General features: G+C 70.4%; 18 protein-coding genes. 11 read left to right on the plus strand and 7 right to left on the minus strand.

Going from position 1 to position 16,727, the window contains the following annotated elements; all coding sequences use genetic code 11:
- Nucleotides 1–6: 6 nt before the first annotated feature.
- From ACIP4Y_RS38165 to ACIP4Y_RS38175, 3 genes are all read left to right on the plus strand, one after another.
- Nucleotides 7–660 carry a TetR/AcrR family transcriptional regulator gene (locus ACIP4Y_RS38165; protein WP_401401688.1) on the plus strand — a complete coding sequence of 218 codons (654 nt, stop codon included), beginning with the start codon at nucleotides 7–9 and terminating at the stop codon, nucleotides 658–660.
- Nucleotides 661–768: 108 nt separating this feature from the next.
- Nucleotides 769–1,035 (plus strand): hypothetical protein, encoded by a 267-nt coding sequence (locus tag ACIP4Y_RS38170; RefSeq protein ID WP_401401690.1) that lies wholly within the window; start codon nucleotides 769–771, stop codon nucleotides 1,033–1,035.
- Between the two features lie 205 nt (nucleotides 1,036–1,240).
- A complete protein-coding gene (locus ACIP4Y_RS38175) occupies nucleotides 1,241–1,936 on the plus strand; it encodes a flavin reductase family protein (RefSeq protein WP_401401692.1) in 696 nt (231 codons plus the stop codon).
- Here ACIP4Y_RS38175 and ACIP4Y_RS38180 read toward each other — a convergent pair.
- Both ACIP4Y_RS38180 and snpA read right to left on the minus strand, forming a co-directional pair.
- Nucleotides 1,933–2,403, minus strand: coding sequence for a DUF3592 domain-containing protein (locus ACIP4Y_RS38180; protein ID WP_401401695.1), 471 nt, complete (start codon nucleotides 2,401–2,403; stop codon nucleotides 1,933–1,935). The genes ACIP4Y_RS38175 and ACIP4Y_RS38180 overlap by 4 nt on opposite strands.
- A gap of 291 nt (nucleotides 2,404–2,694) precedes the next feature.
- The gene (gene snpA / locus ACIP4Y_RS38185; protein ID WP_401401698.1) at nucleotides 2,695–3,393 is read right to left on the minus strand and encodes a snapalysin; all 699 of its coding nucleotides are present in this window, start codon (nucleotides 3,391–3,393) and stop codon (nucleotides 2,695–2,697) included.
- Nucleotides 3,394–3,574: 181 nt separating this feature from the next.
- On the opposite strand from snpA, the gene ACIP4Y_RS38190 reads away from it, so the two are divergent.
- Nucleotides 3,575–4,561 carry a LysR family transcriptional regulator gene (locus ACIP4Y_RS38190; RefSeq protein WP_401401701.1) on the plus strand — a complete coding sequence of 329 codons (987 nt, stop codon included), beginning with the start codon at nucleotides 3,575–3,577 and terminating at the stop codon, nucleotides 4,559–4,561.
- On the opposite strand, the gene ACIP4Y_RS38195 is transcribed toward ACIP4Y_RS38190, so the two are convergent.
- Both ACIP4Y_RS38195 and ACIP4Y_RS38200 read right to left on the minus strand, forming a co-directional pair.
- A complete protein-coding gene (locus ACIP4Y_RS38195; protein WP_401401704.1) occupies nucleotides 4,537–5,586 on the minus strand; it encodes a polyprenyl synthetase family protein in 1,050 nt (349 codons plus the stop codon). The genes ACIP4Y_RS38190 and ACIP4Y_RS38195 overlap by 25 nt on opposite strands.
- Before the next feature lie 12 nt (nucleotides 5,587–5,598).
- Nucleotides 5,599–6,081, minus strand: a complete 483-nt coding sequence (locus ACIP4Y_RS38200) for a hypothetical protein (protein ID WP_401401706.1) — start codon at nucleotides 6,079–6,081, stop codon at nucleotides 5,599–5,601.
- Nucleotides 6,082–6,203: 122 nt separating this feature from the next.
- On the opposite strand from ACIP4Y_RS38200, the gene ACIP4Y_RS38205 reads away from it, so the two are divergent.
- Entirely contained in the window at nucleotides 6,204–7,145 is a 942-nt protein-coding gene (locus ACIP4Y_RS38205; RefSeq protein WP_401401708.1) for an ADP-ribosylglycohydrolase family protein, read from the plus strand.
- Nucleotides 7,146–7,613: 468 nt separating this feature from the next.
- Here the strand turns inward: ACIP4Y_RS38205 and ACIP4Y_RS38210 are convergent, their stop codons facing one another.
- A complete protein-coding gene (locus ACIP4Y_RS38210) occupies nucleotides 7,614–9,242 on the minus strand; it encodes a sensor histidine kinase (protein WP_401401711.1) in 1,629 nt (542 codons plus the stop codon).
- 23 nt (nucleotides 9,243–9,265) lie between these two features.
- Entirely contained in the window at nucleotides 9,266–9,952 is a 687-nt protein-coding gene (locus tag ACIP4Y_RS38215; RefSeq protein WP_401401714.1) for a response regulator transcription factor, read from the minus strand.
- A 310-nt stretch (nucleotides 9,953–10,262) separates the two neighbouring features.
- Between ACIP4Y_RS38215 and ACIP4Y_RS38220 the strand changes: the two genes are divergently transcribed.
- The 6 genes from ACIP4Y_RS38220 (at nucleotide 10,263) to ACIP4Y_RS38245 (ending at nucleotide 15,436) form a co-directional block, all read left to right on the plus strand.
- Complete coding sequence (locus ACIP4Y_RS38220) at nucleotides 10,263–10,679, plus strand: hypothetical protein (RefSeq protein ID WP_401401716.1); 417 nt, start codon at nucleotides 10,263–10,265, stop codon at nucleotides 10,677–10,679.
- Between the two features lie 65 nt (nucleotides 10,680–10,744).
- A complete protein-coding gene (locus tag ACIP4Y_RS38225) occupies nucleotides 10,745–11,155 on the plus strand; it encodes a peptidoglycan-binding protein (protein WP_401401719.1) in 411 nt (136 codons plus the stop codon).
- Between the two features lie 610 nt (nucleotides 11,156–11,765).
- A complete protein-coding gene (locus ACIP4Y_RS38230) occupies nucleotides 11,766–12,326 on the plus strand; it encodes a SigE family RNA polymerase sigma factor (protein WP_401401722.1) in 561 nt (186 codons plus the stop codon).
- Nucleotides 12,327–12,635: 309 nt separating this feature from the next.
- Nucleotides 12,636–13,379, plus strand: coding sequence for a class I SAM-dependent methyltransferase (locus ACIP4Y_RS38235; RefSeq protein ID WP_401401725.1), 744 nt, complete (start codon nucleotides 12,636–12,638; stop codon nucleotides 13,377–13,379).
- A 350-nt stretch (nucleotides 13,380–13,729) separates the two neighbouring features.
- Nucleotides 13,730–14,401 (plus strand): HEAT repeat domain-containing protein, encoded by a 672-nt coding sequence (locus ACIP4Y_RS38240; RefSeq protein ID WP_401401734.1) that lies wholly within the window; start codon nucleotides 13,730–13,732, stop codon nucleotides 14,399–14,401.
- A gap of 3 nt (nucleotides 14,402–14,404) precedes the next feature.
- Entirely contained in the window at nucleotides 14,405–15,436 is a 1,032-nt protein-coding gene (locus ACIP4Y_RS38245; protein WP_401401727.1) for a HEAT repeat domain-containing protein, read from the plus strand.
- A gap of 128 nt (nucleotides 15,437–15,564) precedes the next feature.
- Here ACIP4Y_RS38245 and ACIP4Y_RS38250 read toward each other — a convergent pair whose 3' ends face one another.
- The gene (locus ACIP4Y_RS38250; RefSeq protein WP_401401729.1) at nucleotides 15,565–16,437 is read right to left on the minus strand and encodes a GyrI-like domain-containing protein; all 873 of its coding nucleotides are present in this window, start codon (nucleotides 16,435–16,437) and stop codon (nucleotides 15,565–15,567) included.
- Between the last annotated feature and the right edge of the window lie 290 nt (nucleotides 16,438–16,727).

Here is a 16,727-nt window from a genome sequence, read left to right on the forward strand (position 1 = left end):
GGTGACGTGACGGGAGCACACGACGGCGAGGCGCCGAAGGCAGAGGTCTGCCGACCAGCCCACAGGCGCTCGGCCTCGGCCACGCGCACCGCGCTCAGGTCCGCCGCCGCGTTCCGCTTCGGCAAGTACGGCTACGAGGGCACCAGCGTGCGCGACATCGCGGGTGACGTGGGTGTGGACGCCGCCCTCGTCTACCGCTACTTCGGCTCGAAGGAAGCGTTGTTCAACGACGTGGTGGGCGCCGGCAAGATATTCGAACCCCTGCTGGAGGAGCCGGTCGAGACGATCCCCGACTGGTTCTGCGCGCTGCTCTCGGGGACGCCGAAGGAGGGCGACTTCCCGCATCCGGTGCTGTCGGTGCTGCGGTCCTCCGGCCGGGACGAGGCGCTGGCCGGGCTGCGGGCCGACTTCACGGAGGTGTTCACCGAGCGCCTGGCCTCCCGCCTCGGCGGCCCCGACGCCGACCTGCGCGCGGAACTCCTGGCGGCCTGGATGCTCGGCACCAGCCTGATGCGCACCGAGATACGGCCCCCGGCCCTGATCGCGGCCTCGGACGCCACCCTGGAGCGGTATCTGCGGGCGGGCATCGACGTCCTGCTGAACCCGGCACCGCGGGAGGACACGGGGAGGGCGGAAACCGGGGACGGGGACGACCGCTGAGGGGACGGCAGGGATCAGCTGCCGACCGCGGTGGCGCACACCGCCGTGGTTCACAGCTCCTGAGCGGTGTTCCGCACGGTCTGCAGCAGCGGCCGTGGCAGGCTCGCCTTGACCTACCGGCAACTCGCCGACCGCGGCGACGGCTTGGCCTGCCGCCTCCCCGCGCGTCGCGCCCACGAACTGCGCTACCCGGCCGTCCAGGCCGAGGCCACCTCCATCACCGTGCCGGACCCGCTTGGGCGCCTTCTCTCGGGCGGTACGACCGGACTGCCGAAGCTCATCACCCGCCTGGTGGCCTGCCCCGGCAGCCTGGGCACCCTGATGAACGGCGGCCGCATGGTCCTGGCCCGCACCCCGACAAGGTGCTGCCGTTGATGGCCGCTGACAAGGTGACGACCACCACCGCCGCCGTGCCCACGCGCTGGACCGACGCCGTGTCCTCCGGCCGACAACCCGGTCCCGTCCGGCGGGATGGGCGTCCTGCTGACCCACGGGCCCCTGCACACCGCGCGGCTACTGCCCATGATCGGTGGTGAACGGTTCGGCCGTCCCCGAACAGTCGGCACCCTACGGTCACCGCATGAACACCGCACCGAACCGGCCCCCGCACACCGGAACCCACCTGACCATCACCCCGAGCATCCTCTACTTCGGCACGCCCGTCGCGCTGTTGACCACCGAGAACCCGGACGGCACGGCCAACCTCGCGCCGATATCGTCGGCTTGGGCCCTCGGGCAGGTGGTCGTCCTGGGGCTCGGACGGCACGGGCAGACCGGCGCGAACCTGGCCGCCCGGCCGGAACTGGTCGTCAATCTGCCCGAGCCCGGGCAATGGGCCGCCGTCGAGCGGCTGGGCCGGCTCACCGGCAGGTCCGTGGCACCCGGGCACGGTCCCCGGCACACCCGCTACGAGCCGGACAAGTTCAGGGCGGGCGGCTTCCGGCCGCAGCCGTCGCAGGAGGTGCGCCCGCCGCGAGTGGCCGAGTGCGCGATCCAGCTGGAGGCGCGAGCCGCCCGGATCACACCCGACGCCACGGGAGACTTCCTGATCGTCGAGGCCCGGGTGCTGAAGGTGCACGCCGACGCCCGCCTGGTGGTCCCGGAAACCCAGCACATCGACCCCGCGGCATGGAGCCCGCTCGTCTACAACTTCCGGCACTATTTCGGACTCGGTCCCGAACTCGGCCACAGCGGCATCTCCGAAACCCCGCGCGGGAGCAGCACGGCGGACAGCCCGCTCTCCGATGACCTCACGCGCAGCGGACAACCGGCCTAGGAACGCCTCCGCGTCACCAACGCCACGACCGTCCCGATCCCCGCGAAGACCAGCCCGATCCCACCGAAGATCAGCGGCAGCAGCCACAGCGAGGCGAATCCGTTGATCCGCGCGTCCTCGGGGGAATCCGCCCGGTAGAGCACCTCGACCCGCTCACCCCGCTCGTACGCCGGCGGATTGGAGCCGGTGGAGTCCCGGAAGGTCCGCCGCGTGCCATCCGCCGCCGTGAACTCGACCACCGGGTACGCCACGGGCCCGTCGGCCACCCGCTTCCTGCGCGACACTTCGCTGTGGTCGTCCCGCCACTCCAAAGCGACCACCGTGCCCCGGACGCGCTCCGCATCCGCCAGGAACGAGGCCGACACCCCGGCGAGGATCAGCCCGATGACCAGGAAGAGCCCCCCGAACGCGATCGCCCCGAACGTGATCCACCGGCGGGCCCCCCGGCCACGCACCTGAACCTGCACGACATCCCTCTCACTCGCCCGAACCGAAAGGGACGCTATCCCAGACAGGAACGACGACGGTGACGAGGGGGATTGGTCGAGCTGCGGATGGCCTAGGGAAGCCAACCGCCCTCCTGCTCGCGGAGCACGTCAACCGCCGCACCGACAACCGGACTTCGCTACCCGTCTGATCACCGGAGCACTGCCCAGCGCGGACGAACTCCGACGCGCCGCATCCTGAGCCGGGGCAGCGGTACGGACCGCGGCACCGGTCCGCGGTCCGTACGCTGACGTGCAGGACTGTGGGGGAGGTCAGCCCGCCTTGGTCGCCGTGCCGACCCGCGCGAGTGCCCTGGCGAGGCCGTTGGCCCACAGCTGGTTGACCCGGGCCCGCTCGGTGCTGTTCGGGTAGCGGTTGGTGCAGCTCGTGCCGGGGCCGCCGCCCGACATCAGTTCGCTGCACGGGCCGCTGTAGTGGTCGGGGAGCCCCAGCACGTGGCCTGTCTCATGGGCGGCGACGCGGATGGAGTCGTACTGCTGGTTCTGCGCGTAGTCCAGGAAGATGTAGCCGCGGCCGTGGCCGTTGGTGGAGGCGTAGGAACCGCGCGAGTCGTTGCCCTCGTAGTAGGCGAAGTCACCACTGCCCGTGGTCGCCTGGAGCTTGACGTTCGACACGGAGCTGTTCCAGATGGAGGCGGCGCTCGATATCTGGGCGCGGAAGCTCGGCGCCTGGGAGGCGTTGTAGTAGACGGTCACCACCTTCAGGGAGGGCTGGGCGGCCTGCCTCTTGGCGACCGACTTCAGCACGGCGTCGAAGAACACCTTGTTGCCGGCGTTCTCGGCCGTGCCCACGTAGCCGGCGGTGGCGGCCTTGGCGGGGGCTTCGGCGGTGTTCGACGCGCTCGCCGGGCCGGCGGTGCCCAGCGCGGCGGAGGCCAGACCGAGGCCCAGCGCCAGGGCCACGAGTCTCCTGGAGTTCTTCGACCCGGTGCGGGTACGGAACGACTGCATGGGGGGCTCCTTCTCGTCCTGTGGGGTTGAACGATCGGTTGCCAGTGAGTCTCGGGCAGGCCAACGGGACGAGGGATGATGGCAGTTGGCGATAGCTCGGGGCTATCGGTGGCCGACTCGTCCGGTTTCGTTGGACCTTGAACATCTGGTGTGGCGCTCGGCGCCGCCCTACGCTCCTCCCATGGAGCTCGAGGTGAGGCATCTGCGCGTGCTCTGCGCCATCGCCGACACCGGCAGCTTGCACAAGGCGGCACGGCAACTCGGTCTGGCGCAACCGTCGTTGAGCACTCAGCTACGGCGCATAGAGCACGCTCTGGGTGCTCAGCTCTTCGTGCGCGCCCGGACCGGCTGCCACCCCACCCCGCTGGGGCTGGCCGTGCTGAGCCGGGCCAGACCGCTGGTCGCGGAGTTCGCGGCGATCGTCACCGAGACCCGGGCGGCGGCGGCCCGTGCCGCCGGCGGGTACCAGCTGCGCATAGGCGCCACGGCGAGCCGGGCCATCCCCGGCTGGCTGCGCCTGCTGCGGGCCCGAGGCCCGCAATGCGAACCCACCCTGCAGATGAACGTGTCCGCCAACGCCCTGCTGGGCATGGTCGCCGCGGGCCGGCTGGACATGGCCTTCGTGCACGAGGTCGAGGGCAGTCCGCTGCGCATCCCGCCCGGTCTGTGCCTGCGCGTGCTCGTCGAACGCGAACCGCAGTTCGTCACGCTCGCCGCGGACCACCCCGCCGCGTCGCAGCCGGAGGTGAGTCTTGCCGATCTGGCCGGCGACCGCTGGATGGTCGACTCGACGGTCGACGGTGAGTGGGACGGCCTGTCCCGGGTCCTGCGGGCCGCAGGCCTGCACTCCGAGATGCTGCACGGCGACTACCTCACCGCGTACTCACTCGCCGCCACCGGCGAAGTGGTCACGGTCAGCCAACCGACCGCCCACCCCCGCCCCGATCTCGCGATCCGCCCACTGAAGGGCGACCCGCTAGGAGTACGTCTGCTGCTGGCGGCCCGCACCGAGGACGGACTGGACGAGGCCTTCCCGGCGTTGGAGGAGGCCTACTGGGCCGTCGCCCACGAGGCGCCGGCGTACCGGGAGTGGCTGCAACGCGCGCACCTGCCCGGTGCGCCGGAAGGCAGGATGGCTGCGGCTCAGCTTTCCCGTTCCACCATGTAGAACGGCAGATCGAGCAGGAACTGCTTCTCCTCGGAGTCGGGATGGCCGTCGAACGCCTCGAGCGCCTCCATGTGGGCCTCCTCGGCGAGTGACCTCGCCCGAGCCCGTACGGTCTCGACGCAGCCTGAGGCGAGCAGTTCGTCGTGCACCCACTGCACCTCGGCCTCCGTGCGGGTCGCACGCGTCTTGCCCAGGAACCGCTCCATCCGCGCCCGCTGCGCGCCGGTGCAACGGCGCATGTACTCGATGAGGACGAGGGTGCGCTTGCCCTCCCACAGGTCCCCGGAGATCTCCTTCCCGTACTGCGCGTAGTGGCCGGTCAGATTGAGCAGATCGTCCTGGATCTGGAATGCCGCACCGAGGTAGCAGCCGTAGCGATCGAAGCGGGCCGTCTGTTTGTGCTGGCCCTCGGCCACGAGAGCGCCGACACGACAGGGGTAAATGCACGTGTACCAGGACGACTTCTTCATGCACATCCGGTAGTAGTCGTCGTCCGCCAGGTCGCAGGCGTTGTTCCGGATCCAGCCGACCTCGATCGCCTGCCCCTCGAGCGAATGGCGCATCATCAGCGCCGATTCCTGGAGGACCGCCCACGCCAGATTGGGGCCGAGTGTCCACCGGTTGGCCATCAGGTGCTGCAGGGCGAGCAGGTTGGTCGCGTTGCCGACGTTCACCGCGACCCCGAGGCCGTACTCGGCGGGCAGTGTCGGCGCCCCGCGGCGCATTTCGCTGCCGTCCTGGATGTCGTCCAGGATCAGGAACGCGTTGTGGGTCAGCTCGATGGCGACCGCGGAATCGATCGCCTTTTCGATGTCACCGCCGAGCGCCCGGCACACCGCCAGGCAGAGCGCGGGGCGCAGCCCCTTCCCGGACCGGCTGGGGTAGGCGCGCACGAGACGGTACAGGTCGTCCTCTGCGCACTCCGGGATATCGGACATCAGTCGCGCGATGGTGATGTCGCGGTAGCGTTCGAGAACCGACTCCACGGCCGAGGGGCCGAGCTGTACGCCCACTGTAGAGGTCACCTTTCGACCCTCTCAGGCGCCGGGCTGCCGTGGCGCGTCACCGGAAGCCGGCCCGGGCCCCGGCTCCGGCGCGTCCGCTGCCGCCTCGGTGGGGGTCGTGGGCGGCGGCGTCGTGAAGCCCAGGTTGGCCAGGGTCATGGCGGTCGCCGGTCTGTTGTCGACGAGGTTCATCGTCGTTTCGAGCACGTCGTGCGCGTCGGTGGCCATACGCGACACCACCGTCTGGACCTCGTCGGTCTGGAGTTCGGAGAACAGGTCGGCGGCCATTGCGATGAGGTCGTGCACGTCCTTGCGCACCCGGCTGCTCAACGCCTTGAACTCGTTGGGGTCGACCTTCTTCGTCGCCGCGTACTTCGCCTGCATCGTGGTGGCGCGCCCCGAGCCGTCGTTCACCTCCTGCTGCAGGATCGCGGTTGCTTGCTTGACCGCCTGGGAAACCGTCCGCGACAGCTGGAGGCGCGCCGGATCGACTTCATGGATGCGTTCGTCAGGCATGTGATCTCCCCACCGGAAAAGCGTCCAGATTATGGCGATATGATCGTGATCGTAATAGAAGCCCTCGATGAGACCCCGCAACAAACCGCCGTGAGCCCCCCGGCCGTCGATACCCTGCGCGGATGGAGCGTACGGAACGAGCCATCGCGACGGTCGTCGGCTCAGCGGTGGGCGACGCGCTGGGAGCGCCCTTCGAGTTCGGGCCCGAGGGGGCGTTCTCCGCCCGGTTCCCGGAACCCGGGTGCGGTGGCGAGATGTGCGGAGGCGGCGGCTGGGAACCGGGCGAAGCCACGGACGACACGCAGATGGCCGTACTCGTCGCCGAGTCGCTGCTGCAGCGGGGCGGACTGGACGCGCCGGACATCTTCGCCCGCTTCCAGCGCTGGGCCGCGGCCAGCCCCAAAGACATCGGCCTGCAGACCGAGGACGTACTGACCAACGGCATGCCGTGGGATCTGGCCGCCGCAGCACACTTCCGGATCAACCTGCGAGCGGCCGGCAACGGCTCCCTGATGAGGGCATCGACATCTGCGGTCTACTTCGCACGTGCCGGCCAGGCGGTCACCATGGACGCCGCCCGGCGCATCGCCGCCCTCACCCACGGCGACCGCGCCGCCTGGGAAGGCACCGCCCTCTTTCACGAACTCGTTCGGCTCACCCTGGCAGGCGCGGACCCCCTCTGCGCCCTTCCCGACGCCCTGGACCTCGTCCATCCCGACCACCGTCAGCGCTATGCCACCGTCCTCGCCGCCGACTGGCATCCCGACCAGGCAACCGAGTTCAACGGCGCGGTCTGGCCCTGCCTGGGGACCGCGGTCTGGGCCCTGCGCAGCACCACCGGCTTCGAGGACGCCCTGCGCGCGGCGATCGACGCCGGGGGCGACACAGACACCGTCGCCGCAGTCACCGGCGCCCTGGCGGGCGCGTATCACGGCCTGGACGCGATCCCCGCCCGCTGGACCACGCCCTTGCACGTCCCTCTGCCAGGGTTCGGCGGACGGGTACTGCGGCTGGCCGATCTGACCGACCTCGCCCACCGTCTCGGCGCGGCCGAACCGGACTGACCCGGCCAGCGACGGAACAGACCGGCGTCGACGGGTTCGAAACGAGCCATTCCCCGGTACGGGGGCTCCGCGTCCGCATCCTCGGCGCGCGGTTCGGCCGCCACCTCCGCGGCCGCCTCCCGTCACCGCTCCTCCCCTTCCCGCCGGTCGCCCCCGCAGGCCCGGACGTGGGCCAGGGCGACCGGCAGGGTCGGCAGCCGCTCATCCCCGGCCGTCTGCGACAGGTGCCCGCCCCCTGACCCGTGCGCTGCGCCATCACCCGCACGTCGGACTGCCCGCTTGCGTACGGAGCTTCGCAACTCGGCGGCGAACCGGGCCACCGGGCTTTCCGGTCGCCCCGCCATCGGCAGCACCGCCCCCCGTGGACCCCAGCATGATGGGCCGCCGCGCTGGGCAGGCCGGTGACCGAAGGCAAACCCCAGGCACGTTCTCCGTCAGCGCGGCGCCGACGGACGCCGTACTCATGCCTCAACGAACCCGGTCGCCCCGTGCGAGCCCGCGCGGTGCGGTGCGGGCGGTGAGCAGTTCGTCGGCCGCTGCGGGCATGCCTTCGTCCCGGAGGATGTCGGCGAGGCCGGTGACCTCCCAGGCGGGCGCCTGCCGTGCGAGGTGGCGGAGCAGGGCCTGGAGGTGGCGGTCGCGTCCGGCCGTGACGAGGGCGCGTACGAGATCGGGCACGACGTCTTCGAGTGGCTGGTGCCCGGCGTTGTGGCCGAGGAGTGCGGGGATGTCGTCGGGCTCCTCCCACGCGTGCAGGAGTTCGCCGACCAGCGTTTGGGCGTCCTCGGAGGTCAGGGGCAGGCGTACGGCGAACCGGGCGCCCACCTGGTCCTCCTGGCCGGGGGAGAGGGTGAGGGTGCCGTGGTGGAGCGTGGTGATGCGGCGGGCGATGGCCAGGCCGAGGCCCGTGCCCCCGGCGCCCCTGGTGCGGGCGTCGTCGAGCCGGCTGAAGCGCTCGAAGATCTTCTCCTGGTGTTCGGGAGGGATGGGCGGGCCGTCGTTGGCCACTTCCAACAGGGCTTGCCGGCGTGCGTGGTCCAGGGTCAGGGTGACGGTGATCGTGGTGGCCGCATGGCGTTCGGCGTTGTCGAGCAGGTTCGCCAGGACCCGGGCGAGCAGGCCGCGGTGGCCGGTCACCGGCGCGGGTTCGTCGGGCGCGGTGACGACGAGACGGAGGCGGCCGGGCAGGTCACGGCGGGCGACCGCGTCACGGATCAGTCCGGGCAGGTCCACTTGCTCGGTCAGGAGGTTTCTCGAGTGCGGGGCCTGCGCGTCGAGACGGGCCAGGAGCAGCAGGTTCGTGGTGATGTCCTGGAGATGAAGGGTGTCGTGCAGGGCGTCGCGGGCGGCGACCGGCCAGCGGGCCGTCCCGGAGGGGGCTAGCGCGAGTTCGAGTTCGGCCCGCAAGCAGGCGAGCGGGGTGCGCAGTTCATGGGCGACGTCGGAGGTGAACTGCCGCTGCCGGGCGGCCCCCGCTTCGAGGCGGTCCAGGGCGCTGTTCATCGTCGCCACCAGACGGGAGAACTCCCGGCCGCAGCGCGGCGCCGGGATGCGCTGGTCGAGCCGGCTCAGACTCAGCGCGGCGAACTGCGTCCGGATCACCTCCACCGGCTTGAGGACCCGGCCGATGACCAGCCATGCCCCGCCGGCCGTCAGCAGGGTGAGCACCAGCGTGCCGCCGCCCAGCCACCACACCGTGGTGGTCAGCCGGTCCTGGTCCGTCCAGGAGTCGGGGAAGGAGATCGGGTCGGAGCCGTCGGCCGGAATCAACTCCACGGGCCTTGCGTCAGCCCGATCGGCCCACGGCCGGAGCGACAGGTGTTCACCGCGGAGCAGCGGGACTGTGTCCCGCCGGACGATGACCCCGTGACTGGGGCCTGGCGTGCACCTCGTGCCGCCGGCATCGGATGTGCACACGGCCGCCTCGGTCGCTCCCACCGGGCTGCCGTCGCCGGCCCGCTGGAGCGCCGAGGCCTGCAGGGAGCTGCGCACCGCGACGGCGGAGGCGACGGCGGCCAGGGCCAGCAGGACGGCGGCGACGGCGGTCGCGGCCAGGGTCAGCCGTACCCGCACGCTGCCCGGTCGCAGTCGGCGCACGGTACGCGGTGCCCCGGAACTCCTCAGCATGCCGTCGCCGGTGCGACGTCGAGCCGGTAGCCGATGCCCCGGACCGTCCGGATGGACCGCCGGCCGAAGGGAGTGTCGATCTTGCGGCGCAAGGCGCTGACGTAGACCTCCACCACGTTGACGTCTCCGTCGAACCGGTCGTCCCAGACATGCTCCAGGATCTCCGTCTTGGTGACTGTCTGACCGCCGCGCCGCGCCAGGTACTCCAGGACCGCGAATTCCCGCGCGGTGAGAGCCACCGGCACCGTGCCGCGACGGCAGTGCCGGGCGGCCGGATCCACTTCCAGGTCCCCGACGCGCAGCACCGCGGGACGTTGCGGCTGACCGCGCCGCATCAGCGCCCGCAGCCGGGCCAGGAGCGTCACGAATGAGAACGGCTTGGTCACGTAGTCGTCCGCCCCGACGTCCAGCCCCTCCGCCTCGTCGTACTCCCCGTCCATCGCGGTGAGCATCAGCACCGGCGCCCAGATGCCCGCCTCACGCAGCCGGCCGCACACTCCGTATCCGTTCAGGCCCGGCAGCATCAGGTCCAGCAGGATCGCGTCGTACGGGTGCTCGCCCGCCCGCTCGACGCCTGACAGCCCGTCGTGCACGACGTCGACCGCCCATCCCTCACCGGCCAGGCCGCGCCGCAGCAGCTCCGCCATCCGCCGGTCGTCCTCCACCACGAGTACGCGCATGACTCCAGCATGCGGGAGAAACCCTGTGGCCAACCTGAAGAACCATGCACAGCTGCCGAGTTGGCGCCTTCGGGGATCTTCAGCTTCCCCACAGCCCCTCGCTGCCACAGTCGTTGCCTGGCACCGGCCGGCCGAGGGAACGCGGAAGCGCCATTGATCAGGGCGGCGTAACCGGCTGCCCATTCAATTCCCCGGCCGGAAAAGTCGAGGTCAGGCACGAGCGGACGGCCGCTCGTCGGGCAGGCCCGGTCGGCTGCCGTGAACAACCGAATGCGCCGTGCAGTGAGGCGCCAGTGAAAGGAGTACAGGAATGCCCTCTTTGATGCGCAACAGCTGGGCGCTCGCCGCGACCACGCTCGCCCTGGCCGGCAGCATCGCCGTGGCCGGCCCCGCACACAGCGACGCACGGGCCCCGCAGCCCGTCGCCACCGCGTCCTCGGCGCCGGCACCGGTGTCCGACGTGTCGGCCGCCAGCGTGAAGAAGATCCGCATCAAGGGTACGCACGTGGCCCTGCGGGAGTGCCCGCGCAAGAGCTGCGGGGTCGCCATCAGGGTGTCCAACGCGACGCTCCGGGCGTACTGCCAGACCAACCGGCACACCAGCAAGGTCGCGGGAAACAAGTGGTGGACGAAGGTCACCCTGCTGTCCGGCAGCGACCCGGCCTGGGTGAGCAACCACTACGTGCGCGGAGCGGCACCCAAGGTGCCCGACCTCCCGGACTGCTGACAGCCGGCCGTCGACGCGTACCCGTCCCGCTTCCCATCAGCTTCGCTCTCCACGAGGAGACAGACATGCCCATGCCGTCCACCCGCATCCGAGTCGTCGGCGCCCTGGCCCTGACCGCCGGACTGCTCGTCGCCGTACCCGTGACGGCGGCCCATGCGAGCGCCGGCCCCCGGACGACCAGGACGGCGGTCCAGGCCGCCGTGCACTCCTGCACCTACCGCTCCACCGTCGGCTACACCTGCGACTACTACTACGGCACCGCGACCATCAGCGAGGGAAGCTCCAACGCGGACGCCGTCAGGGAGATCCAGGACATCATCAACCAGCACACGGACTACCCCGGATGGCTGTCCGTCGACGGCAGGTTCGGGCCCGACACCCTCGCGGCGGTCAAGTGGCTCCAGAGCCACCACCACATCACCGGCGGTGCGGACGGCATCGTCGGCAGCCACACCTGGGACTACCTGCGCCGCTGACCGGCACGGCCGAGAGCCACGGCGGCCCTTCGAACGTGACCGGCGCGCGCCTGCACGATCGCGAGCAGCAGACGGCGCCGGGTGGGGTGCGACCGTACGTCACCCCACCCGGCGCCGCCCACCAGCACGGACACAAAGGGAAGGCACCGCGATGATCAAGGGAAGACGTCGGCGCTGGCGGGGGGACGGTGGCGGTAGTCGCCGCCACCCTGCTCCTCGCCACTCCGGCCGGCGCAGCCAGGCGGAACAACGGGCCAGCAATGAAGATCGGCAACACCCGGATCCAGCTGCGCTACGGACACCGACTACGGCTCATGGCGGGACAGCGGCGCCTGCTCGGCGACCGTGCACGCGGGAGGCAGCCAGAACACCCGAGCCGTCAAGTTCGTCCACGACCGCGGCTTCCACCTGGAGGCGCAGGCGTGCGGCAAACACGCCGGCCACAGCAGGTGCGCCCCACCGCGCCCCTGACACCTCCTTGCGTCCGGGCCCTCTCCCAGGCCACAGCGGCCTACAGACGACGCCTGGCCGCCCGCACCAGCCTGCCGACTGTCGCCCCACCCCCGGCACTGACCTCTCCTCCCGACCCCTGCCTGAAACGAGCCGGACGATGACCACCCAACCCCAACCTCAACCCCAAGCCCCTGTCATGGACTTCGAGGAGTACGTCCGTACACGGCACGACGCTCTGCTGCGCAGTGCCCGCCGCCTGGTCAGGGACCCGCTGGAAGCCCAGGACCTGCTCCAGACCGCGCTGTTACGCACGTACCCCCGGTGGGACCGCATCGCGGACAAGCGACTCGCAGACGCCTACCTGCGCCGCGTCATGATCAACACTCGCGCGGAGTGGTGGCGGCGGGCCCAGCAAGTCCGGGAACTTCCGTCCGCTCAGCTGCCCGAGACGAGCGTCGAGGACTCCGCCGAACGGCATGCAGACCGCACTCTCCTCATGGACCTCGTCAAGTCGCTGGCGCCCCAGCAGCGCGCCGTCGTCGTGCTGCGCCACTGGGAGCAGATGTCCACACGAGAGACAGCCACCGCACTCGGCCTGTCGCCGGGCACGGTCAAGAGCACACTGCACCGCGCCCTCACCCAGCTCCGCGAGGAGCTCCTGCGACCGCACGTCCTCCTACCGGGGGCTTCTAAGCGCGTCGAAACTTCGCCGAACTGACCGCTGCCAACGAGCTGGACATCGCCGCGTTCAGCCCTGAGGTCCGCACGCGCTACGGGGCGGACCTGCTCGACGTGTTCCCTCGGTGGCGGTCGCTGCGGCGTCGGCCTACTCGCTGCCGAACGACTCGGCTGGTGGTGTTGGGTGATACGGGGGTCACCCGGACAACTTCTCGTGTCATCTGCCAGTACGGCCCCCGGACACCGGCGAGGGAGACTTCCTGCCACCACCACGACCGGCGAGCCTCCGCATCCGGAGGCTCGGCGTGGCGTGGCCACGTACGGGACGAAACACGCGAGGGGGCGGCACGTGAGCGTGCAGCAGTACGACAAGATCGGCGAGGCGTTCGAGGGGTTCAAGTCGCTGCCGCTGATGCGGTACGGGGAAGTGCCGAGCTTCCTGGGCATGGTCGGGGACGTGAGCGGCAAGTCGGTTCTCGACCTGGCGTGCGGCACCGGCTTCTACAGCAGGGAGTTCAAGCGGCGCGGCGCCACGGACGTCTTCGGTGTCGACATCTCCGTCGAGATGATCGCGGCCGCGCGCGAGATCGAGCAGCGTGACCCGCTGGGTGCGCGCTACTTGGTCGGCGACGTGGCCGAACTGCCGCCTCTGGAGCGGCGCTTCGACATCGCCGTGGGAGTGCAGTGCCTCAACTACGCCGAGGACATCGCGACGATGAAGCGGATGTGCGGCAGCATTCACCAAAACCTGCTTCCGGGTGGCGAGTTCTTGGTGTTCGCGCAGAACCCCGACTACCGGTTCGACTGCCCGTCCCTGGACAAGTACGGGTTCCTCTGTGAGCCCACCGGCGAGGAAGCCGAGACGGGCCCGCGGGTGCGGGTCACGGCTCTCCTCGAGCCGCAACCGATCAGCATCGTCAGCACGGTCCCACGCCGCGAGGTGTACGAGGAGTGTCTGCGGGCGGCCGGGTTCCGTGACGTGGAGTGGGTACCGGTGCAGGTGTCCGAAGCCGGTATCCGCGAGTTCGGCAAGGACTTCTGGGCGGACCTCTTGGCGTACCCGCCACTGGAGATGCTGCGCTGCCGCGCCTGACCGGCTCGGAACCCGCTGGGTGGTGTGGGGGTATGCCGTCGGCAGCGGCCGCCGGATCGGGTCAGGTAACCCCGGACCAGGGCGGCAACTGAACACGCCACACCGACGGTCGCCCGCCGGCCGAAGAGACGCCGGCGGGTGGTCGTCGGCAGGGGTGCGGGGTATGAGCCCGGTCGACCGACGACGTTGGACCGCGCGTCCATTGGGGCGGCCCGGCATGCGTCACGCCCTCAGTCTCCAGCGCGCACCGGACGAACTCCGGCACGGTCCAGATCGCTCGGCCAGGTCCAGGTCCGGCTGGACCTTGACACAGTGACAAGGTCTTCACTGTGGCCAAGGAGGTGGTCTCCATGACCAGGCCGAGAGAGGACACGAGCACGATGCGGGCACTTCAGGGACTGGAGGACAACAGCTCGTCGGTCCGGCTGCAGGCAGCGTTGGCGCTCGGCACGGCCCCGGACCCGGAGTTCATCGGCAAGCTCATCGAGCGATGCGCGAGCGAACCCGAGTTCTACGTCCGCGAAATGCTGACGTGGGCCCTCACTCGCCACGCGGCATCGATGACGGTCCCGTTGCTTCTCGACGAAGTCGGCTCGGGGTGTGCGCAGGCACGCAGCCAGGCGTTGCACACGCTGTCCAAGATCGGGGATCGGAAAGCGTGGCCGGCGATCACACCTGCGCTGCTGTCGGACCCCGACGACGAGGTGGCCCGGAGCGCTTGGCGGGCAGCGGTCGTGCTCGTGCCCGAAGGCCAGAAGCCCGAGTTGGCCGTAGCGTTGGCGACACAGCTCGGGCGCGGCGAACGCGAGACGCAGCTGAGCCTCAGCCGGGCGCTGATCGCGCTCGGAGAGGTGACGTTGCCGGCACTGGGAGCCGCGACGACGGCACTCGATCCTCGCGTGCGCGCACACGCGGTCGCCACGGAACGACTGTGGCGCGATCCGAATGCCGGATTCGAGTGCGCGATCGAGGAGGCGAAGCGCATGGTAGCTCTCGGCGGGGCCGGCCAGGAGGGGCAGTAGGCAGTGTTGATCGGTGATGTGGCGAAACGGTCCGGGGTCAGCGCCCGCATGCTCAGGCATTACGAGGCGCTCGGCCTGGTGCGGCCAACGGGCCGTACCGGCTCCGGCTACCGGGAGTACTCCAGCGAGACCGTCCGGCGCATCTTCCACATCGAGAGCCTGCGGTCATTGGGGTTGTCGCTGCGTGACGTCAGGCGCGCACTCGATGACCCCGGCTTCACGCCCGCGGAACTCGTCGACGACCTCATCCGCCAGACGCGAGACCGCATCGCAGCGGAGACGGAGTTGCTCAGGCGACTCCACCGGATCGACGCCGCGGAACCCGCCGGCTGGCAGGATGTCCTGCAGACCGTCGCGCTCCTCCAGGCGCTGGGGTCGAAGAGCGCGGGGGCGCGGCAGCGGGCGGCCCTGTCCGCGGTCGAGGAAGGTCCCGTGCCGGTGGAAGCACTGGTCGAGGCCGTGCTGAGCGAGTCGGATCCGAACGTCGCCGGCGCCCTTCGCTGGGCTCTGGCGCAGTCGGGCGAGGACGGGCTGGCACTCCTGGCGGAGGGCCTCGGATCACCCGCGGCCGAGGTGCGCGGACGTGCCGTCCAGTCCATCGCCGAGATCCCGAATGATGAGGCGACCGCAGTGCTGCGGGACGCCCTCAGGAACCCCGACATCGTGGTCCGCGGGTACGCGGCTCTGGCGCTCGGGGCACGTGGAGTAGCCGACGCGGTCCCGACGCTCATCGACATGATCGTGGAGGAGAGGAACGACGCCGACGCAGCCGACGCACTGAGCACGCTGGCGGGTGATCCCGCGTTGGCGGATGAGATCGCCGCTGGGCTCGTCGACTGTCTCGCCGGCGGCACCATGGGACCGTCGGCACGTCGACGGCTGACACAGGCGCTCGCGGACATCCCGGGGAGCACGACGACACGTGCCCTCGCAGATCTGTCCCACGACGAGGACCGTGGCGTAGCGCTCACTGCGGCATACATTCTCAAGCTGCGCAACGCTGGGACGGCGGCCCTGCCCGGCCACCAGAGGTGACCACCAAGCAGGCCCACGGCGGGGGACAGGGAGTGTCCGCCGCGGCGGTGCCGCTGGGTCTCTGAGCCGGAGATCCGTACGTGCCGGGGCCGGGCGCCTCGCCCCCGGAACGTCGCGCTGCCCCTGGCTCAGACCGTGGTGCGGGTCACCGGGATCCACAGCTGCGCGTCGGACTGCGCCGGGTCGTCCTGGGACGGGCGGGTGCGAAGGATCTCCGGTCCCGGACGGTACTCGTACGGATTGGACGGGATCCACTGGGCGGCCACGTCACCCCACATCTGCTGCAGCGCCTGCGGGAACGGCCCGGTGTTCTCGAACACGGCCCAGGTGCCCGCCGGGCAGTCCAGTGTGTCGAGGTCCTCGGGCAACTCGGCGGCAGTGGTCACCACGGCGTGGTAGTAGTCGAGTTCGCTGCCTTCCTCGAAGCCGTCCGACAGGCGCACGGTCGCCGACACCACACCCTCCGGGTCCTGGTCCGAGAGGCCGGTGATCCGCAGCATCGTCTCCGGCGAGATGCTTTTGACGTGCTCGGCGATGTGCGGGTTGATGCCCTGGTGGATCAGCGGGACGCGGGCCTTCTTGCCGACGACCCGGAAAGCTTCCTTTTCCACGATGCGGTACCGCATGGTGTTGGTCCCTTCGATGGTGAGGCGGAAGGACAGCCGGGGCTGCGAGTTCAGAGCTGCGCCGGTACGCCTGGCCTCGCCGGGACCGACGCCGTGCACGGCGCGGAACGCCCGGGCGAACGCCTCGCCCGAGGTGTAGCCGTAGCGGATCGCGATCTCCAGCAAGGTCGGTTCCCCGGCGAGCACCTCCGCCCCTGCGACGGTGAGCCGCCGGCGTCGGATGTACTCCGACAGCGCCATCCCCGCCAGTGACGAGAACAGGCGCCGGAAGTGGTACTCGGACGTGACCGTGATCCGGGCCAGCGCGGACACCTCGATGTGCTGGTCGAGGTGAGCCTCGATGTGCTCCATGGCCTGGTTCAGCCGATCCAGCAACCCCGGCCTCCTTCCCTTTCGATCACCAACGTTAGGAAGGGCCAAGCCTGCCGCACCCGACATCCTGTGCCCGCTCCGGTCGGGTGCGGCATGCCTGCCGAGCCTGCTTCCCGGCTGACCACGGAAACGTGCCTGTGCCGCTCCGATAACATCATCCAAGCCATGACGAGTGCACGAAGATCGAGCCATTCGGACAACAACTAACAAATCGGCCAGAGAATTGATACCTGAGACTTCGCGGGCGTTTTCGCGCAAAAACGGAAGAATCGCCTTCGCTGCGTGGCGTGAGC

This window comes from Streptomyces sp. NPDC088810, assembly GCF_044750305.1.
Taxonomy (GTDB): Bacteria; Actinomycetota; Actinomycetes; order Streptomycetales; family Streptomycetaceae; genus Streptomyces.